General features: G+C 63.1%; 7 protein-coding genes. 3 read left to right on the top strand and 4 right to left on the bottom strand.

The window, feature by feature from the left end; all coding sequences use genetic code 11:
* Window positions 1-131: 131 nt before the first annotated feature.
* Together EN750_RS16325 and pyk are read left to right on the top strand one after the other, a co-directional pair.
* Entirely contained in the window at window positions 132-620 is a 489-nt protein-coding gene (locus EN750_RS16325; protein WP_127397021.1) for a DUF1036 domain-containing protein, read from the top strand.
* Window positions 617-2,053: a pyruvate kinase gene (gene pyk, locus EN750_RS16320; protein ID WP_013529204.1), complete on the top strand. Its 1,437-nt coding sequence runs from the start codon at window positions 617-619 to the stop codon at window positions 2,051-2,053. The genes EN750_RS16325 and pyk overlap by 4 nt, the downstream gene beginning before the upstream one ends.
* Window positions 2,054-2,097: 44 nt before the next feature.
* On the opposite strand, the gene EN750_RS16315 is transcribed toward pyk, so the two are convergent.
* The 3 genes from EN750_RS16315 to ykgO all read right to left on the bottom strand — a co-directional run bounded on the left by EN750_RS16315 (window position 2,098) and on the right by ykgO (window position 4,127).
* Entirely contained in the window at window positions 2,098-3,162 is a 1,065-nt protein-coding gene (locus tag EN750_RS16315; protein ID WP_127397020.1) for an alpha/beta hydrolase, read from the bottom strand.
* 121 nt (window positions 3,163-3,283) lie between these two features.
* Window positions 3,284-3,889, bottom strand: coding sequence for a hypothetical protein (locus EN750_RS16310; RefSeq protein ID WP_127397019.1), 606 nt, complete (start codon window positions 3,887-3,889; stop codon window positions 3,284-3,286).
* A 112-nt stretch (window positions 3,890-4,001) separates the two neighbouring features.
* Window positions 4,002-4,127, bottom strand: a complete 126-nt coding sequence (gene ykgO / locus EN750_RS16305) for a type B 50S ribosomal protein L36 (RefSeq protein WP_006327841.1) — start codon at window positions 4,125-4,127, stop codon at window positions 4,002-4,004.
* A 242-nt stretch (window positions 4,128-4,369) separates the two neighbouring features.
* Here ykgO and EN750_RS16300 point away from each other — a divergent pair, with 242 nt between their 5' ends.
* The gene (locus EN750_RS16300; RefSeq protein WP_127397018.1) at window positions 4,370-4,792 is read left to right on the top strand and encodes a lysozyme inhibitor LprI family protein; all 423 of its coding nucleotides are present in this window, start codon (window positions 4,370-4,372) and stop codon (window positions 4,790-4,792) included.
* Between the two features lie 6 nt (window positions 4,793-4,798).
* On the opposite strand, the gene EN750_RS16295 is transcribed toward EN750_RS16300, so the two are convergent.
* Window positions 4,799-5,605, bottom strand: an 807-nt coding sequence (locus EN750_RS16295; protein WP_127397017.1) for a 5-(carboxyamino)imidazole ribonucleotide synthase, incomplete at its 5' end; no start/stop codon positions are given.

Here is a 5,605-nt window from a genome sequence, read left to right as displayed (position 1 = left end):
CGTCGGCGAATTGTGCGCCGGAGCCTTTCTAAATCGATTGGAATTGGACAAAACGGTGCGTTGACATGCGCCCGGACTTTTCCGAAAAGGGGCGCAGAGAGATGCTGATGTGGTTTTTGAGGGGTTTTCGGATGAGTTCCGCCGGCGGGCAGCGCATGCGCTCTGCCTTTGCCATGCCGCTCCTCACTTTTGCCATGGGCCTGTCGGCGATGGTCGTGGCTTCGCCGGCGCGTGCCGATTTCCGCGTCTGCAACGCCACGCAGAACCTGGTCGGTGTCGGCATCGGCTATCGCGCCAAGGCCGGCTGGATCACCGAAGGCTGGTGGCACATCGAGGGATCGAGCTGCAAGACGCTGATCGAAGGGCCGCTGTCATCAAGGTTTTACTATCTTTATGCAGAAGACGCCGAACGCGGTGGACGCTGGGACGGCCCGATCAATATGTGCGTGGCTGAAAAAGAGTTCAAGATCGCCGGCGTGACCGACTGCGTCGCCCGGGGCTTCCAGCGCGCCGGATTCCAGGAACATGACACGGGCGAACAGGCAAGCTGGATGGTCCAGCTGACCGATGAGTCCACAACGGGAGGCGCTCCAGCCGCCCCGGGAACAAACAGTCAATGAGACGTAGCCGCAAGGTCAAGATCCTAGCCACCATCGGTCCGGCCTCCTCGTCGGAGGAGATGCTGAAGAAACTGTTCGAAGCGGGCGCCGATGTGTTCCGCATCAATATGAGCCATACCGACCATGAGCTGATGCGCACGCTGGTCGGACGCATCCGCGCTGTCGAGGAAGCGGTTGGCCGGCCGATCGGCATCCTCGCCGACCTGCAAGGACCGAAGCTGCGCGTCGGCAAGTTCGCCAACGGGAAGGAAGTGCTGACGCAAGGCCAGACCTTCACCCTCGACGACAATCCCGAGCCCGGCACCTCGACCAGGGTCTATCTGCCGCATCCGGAAATCCTGAGCTCGGTCGAAGCCGGCCATCGCCTGCTGATCGACGATGGCAAGCTCGAGCTGAAGGCGGTGAAGAGCGACGGCAAGTCGATCGTCTGCACCGTCGTCGCCGGCACCACGATTTCCGACAAGAAGGGCGTCAGCCTGCCCGACACCGACCTCCCGGTCGGCGCGCTGACCGAGAAGGATCGCAAGGACCTCGATGCCGTGCTGGCCACAGGCGTCGACTGGGTCGCGCTGTCCTTCGTGCAGCGGCCGGAGGATCTGGCCGAAGCGCGCAAGATCGCACGCGGCCGGGCGCTGATCATGGCCAAGATCGAAAAGCCGCAGGCCGTCGCCCGGCTGGCCGAGATCATCGAATTGTCCGACGCGCTGATGGTCGCCCGCGGCGATCTCGGCGTCGAGATGCCGCTCGAGGCGGTGCCCGGCATCCAGAAGCAGATCACGCGCGCGGCACGCCGCGCCGGCAAGCCGGTGGTGGTTGCAACGCAGATGCTGGAATCGATGATCACGGCGCCGGTGCCGACCCGCGCCGAAGTGTCCGATGTTTCGATCGCCGTCTTCGAAGGCGCCGATGCCATTATGCTGTCGGCGGAATCGGCGGCGGGTGCCTATCCCGTCGAGGCCGTGGCAATGATGAACCGTATCGCCACCAAGGTCGAAACCGATCCGACCTATGCCGGCATCATCAACGCCCAGCGCTCCGAGCCGGAGGCGACCGGCGCCGACGCCATTTCGCTGGCCGCGCGCGAGATCGCCGAAACGCTGAAGCTGTCGGCGATCATCACCTACACCGCATCGGGCACCACAGGCCTGCGCGCCGCCCGCGAGCGGCCGCAAGTGCCTGTTATCGCGCTGTCGCCGATCCTCAACACGGCGCGGCGGCTGTCGCTTTTGTGGGGCACGCATTGCGTCGTCTCACCCGACGCCGTCGATCTCGACGACATGGTCAATCGCGCCTGCCGCATCGCCTTCGACGAAGGCTTCGGCAAGCCTGGCGACCGCGTCATCATCACCGCGGGCGTGCCGCTGCGGACACCGGGTTCGACCAACATGCTGCGCATCGCCTATATCGGTTCGGACACACAAGTCAGCCGCTAGATTCCTGAAGCGTGTCGCCTCTGAACGGATTCAGGCGGCCCGCTTCAGGTCGGCGCGAGTTCGGCCTGCGGTACCTTGATATCGGCGCATCTGCCGGCGCCGTAGGCGTCGCCGGCGATGCGCGCCTCCACGGTCCTGGCCATCGCCTGCAGGTCTATATTCTTGCCGGCGACCTTCTCGATGGCGCCGACGGTCAGGTCGGTCGCGATCCAGTCTGGCTTGTGACCGAGATTGTGCACCCACACGAGTTCGGCACCGGCAATGTCGCGCGCCAGGCCGACCGAATGGATATGTGCATAGACCACCTTGTCGCGATCGCCTGAAATGACCACGGTTGGCGCCTTGATCTCGTTGTAGCGCGGTGCGGCGCCGAGGGCATAGCGATAGAGCCCGGCGACATCGGTGGCGTTGGCACGAAAGGCTGTTGGTCGCAGCACCAGCGGGATAGAGGCCGAGCTGAGATAATTGTCCGGCACCTTGTTGGGCGAAAAGACGCAGGTGGTGGCGTCAGCCATCTGCAGGGCTCCCGCCGGATAGGTGAGCGCTTCGGAAAACAGCCAACCGAGCACCGGCATGGTGGTCAGATTGTAGTACCAGGCGGTTGCGCCGCCCGGCCATGGGTGGGTCGCCGGTGCGAGAAAGACGAGCCCGAGTGTCTTGTCTGGATGTTCGCGGCCAAAGGCCGATGTCACCACGCCGCCGAAGGAATGGCCAACGATGACAGCCTTTTTGATGCCGAGATGGTCCATCAGTGCGGCAATGGTGTTGGCCTGCGCCGACGGATTCTCGTTGTTGGTGCCGCGACCCGACCAGCCATGGCCTGGCCGGTCGAAGAACAGCATTTCGGCGCGGCCTTCGAGCAAGGGGCGCAGCGGCAGCATCTGGTCCCTGAGGTTGGCGCTGGCGCCGTGGAGGAAGACGATCGGCGGCAGCTCGGCATTGGCTGGTGCCGAGACATGGACATAATGGATGCGGGCGCCGTCGATGTCGGCGAACTCGCCAATCGGCGGATTGCGGCGCTCGATCAGCCATGATCCGACGCGGGTGACGCCGACAAAGCCGAAGATAAGCGCCATCAGGAAGGCAAGGGCGGCGTAGATCAGGTTCATGAGGGGAGATACGGAGGTGGAGGGGGATAAGTTGTAGGGGAGTAGGGGAGTAGGGGATATGTTCCACAGCGCAATCTGCACCACTTACATACTGCCTTACTCTCGTATTCCCTTCAGGACATCAAATGCCTTCACCGGCAAGTTCCTCCGAAATCGTGCCGACCTGGTCCTGGGCGCTGCGCATCATCGGATAGATGGCCAGCACCTTTTGCCAGGCCTCGAGCGCCGATTGCTTGTGGCCGGTCAGCGCCATGATCTGCGCCAGGCCGGACAGCGCGCCGAAGTGGCGCGGCTCGAGCTGCAGCGTATGGTCGATGTCGGACATCGACTTGCCGTAGTTCTTCATCATGAAATGGACGGTGGCACGCCGGTTCCAGCCTTCGGCATAAGTCGGCTGCAAAGTCACCACCTGGTCGAGGAAATCGAGCGCGACGTCGAACTTCTGGCCCTCGACGGCTTTTTGCGACCATTGCATCATCAGGTCGATCGAGGCGCTGCCGGATTGCGACCACTCGCTCCAGATGTTGCCGGCGATGCGCTCGGCCGCCTTTTCGTTGCGCTCGCGTTTCAGATCGCTGAACAACTGGTCGAGGCGGGCTTGTTTCGTCGTTGCGGCGGGCGGCGCGTCCTGAGTGGCCGGCGGCGCGACAGCATCATCCGCCCATGCCGGGCCATAAATGACGCCGGAAACAAGCAGAGATGTCAAAAATGCAAAAAGAATCCGCATCGCCGGACTCTAGTCCCGGGCGACGGAACGTCAAACTGAATTTGGCGTGAAAATGCCGGCAGGCGGCAACAAGCATCAAATGGGGGGAGGCAACAGCCTCCTGCCCGAAAACTCAGCCCTGGCGTGCCTTGTAGCGCGGGGCGGTCTTGTTGATGATGTAGACGCGGCCCTTGCGGCGAACCAACTGGTTGTCGCGGTGACGCGCCTTCAGCGCCTTGAGCGAATTCTTGATCTTCATGGTCTTGCCTGTCGGTGTGGACCCGGTCCGGGTCGAAATTTTAAGGCGCGCCAGAAGACGCGCCTTTGAACTGTGGGAGGCTCATAAACGAGGAGCCTTGTCCCTGTCAACCGCAAGCGTGCTCCATAGCGGCTGTGAATCGTCCCTGTCATCAATTATCCGCCATGTCGGCCTTGCGGCATTGCGCGGCCCTGGGGCCGGCTGGGATGATGCGGTCGCCGTGAAGTGATTTGGAGAGAACCATGCGCCGAATGTTCCTGTCCGCCTGCCTTGTCCTGCTGGCGGCAGCTTCGGTTGCTCGCGCGCAGGAATGCGACCGCAGCGACGATAGCCAGCAGATGATGAACATCTGTGCCGGCGAAGACTATCAGGCGGCCGACGCCAAGCTCAACAAGGCCTATCAGGACCTCACCAGCTCGGATGACGCCGGCGGCAAGAGATTGCTGCAGGTGGCGCAGCGCGCCTGGATCACTTTTCGCGATGCCGAATGCGCGCATTCCACCGCCGCCAGTCAAGACGGCTCGATCCATCCGATGGCAGTATCGCAATGCCTGACCAGATTGACCAATGATCGCATCAAGCAGCTCGCTGCCGCGGCCAATTGCGAGGAAGGCGATTTGAGTTGCGTCAAACCAGGCGAGGACGAGAGCGACGATTTGCAGTAGGCAACCCTATGAGGCGCGACGGCTGATCCGAGTGAAATGTCCCATCTTGCGGCCGAGCCGCGCTTCGGCCTTGCCGTAGAGATGCAGCATCAGATCGGGCTCGGCGAGAAGCTCCGGGACGCGCAGCACATCGTCGCCGATCAGGTTTTCCATCACACAGTCGGAATGGCGGTCCGGGGCGCCGAGCGGCAGGCCGGCGATGGCGCGGATATGCTGCTCGAACTGCGAGACGATACAGGCGGCTTCCGTCCAATGGCCGGAATTGTGCACGCGCGGCGCGATCTCGTTGGCCAGCAGCGAGCCGTCCGCCAGCACGAAGAACTCGACGCCGATGACGCCGACATAGTTCAGCGCCGACAGGATCTTCGATGCGGCCGTCCGGGCCGCTTCCGGCGTCTCCGGCATAATGGCGGCCGGCAAGGTCGATGTGTGGAGAATGCCGTTGCGATGGATATTCTCGGCTGGATCGTAGGCGACAACCGCACCGTCCAGCCCACGCGCCGCGATCACCGATATCTCGCGCTCGAACGGCACGAAGGCCTCCAGGATCAGAGGCACATTGCCCATCGCCTCGCATGTGCCGGCGAAGCCGCCGGCTTCCATGTTGCGGAAGACGCGCTGGCCTTTGCCGTCATAGCCCATGCGCCGGGTCTTCAGGACACCGCTGCCGTCGAATGCTTTCAGCGCCGCGACCAGCTGGTCATCATTGTCGACGGCGTGGAAATCGGCGGTGGCAATGCCGATGCCGTTGAGGAATGTTTTTTCGTCCACCCGGTCCTGCGCCACTTCCAGCGCACGCGCCGGCGGATAGAC

This window comes from Mesorhizobium sp. M7A.F.Ca.ET.027.03.2.1 (genome assembly GCF_003999175.1).
Lineage (GTDB): Bacteria > Pseudomonadota > Alphaproteobacteria > Rhizobiales > Rhizobiaceae > Mesorhizobium.
Note: the sequence above shows the minus strand (reverse complement) of the source record. Positions and strands in the feature narration are given on the sequence as shown.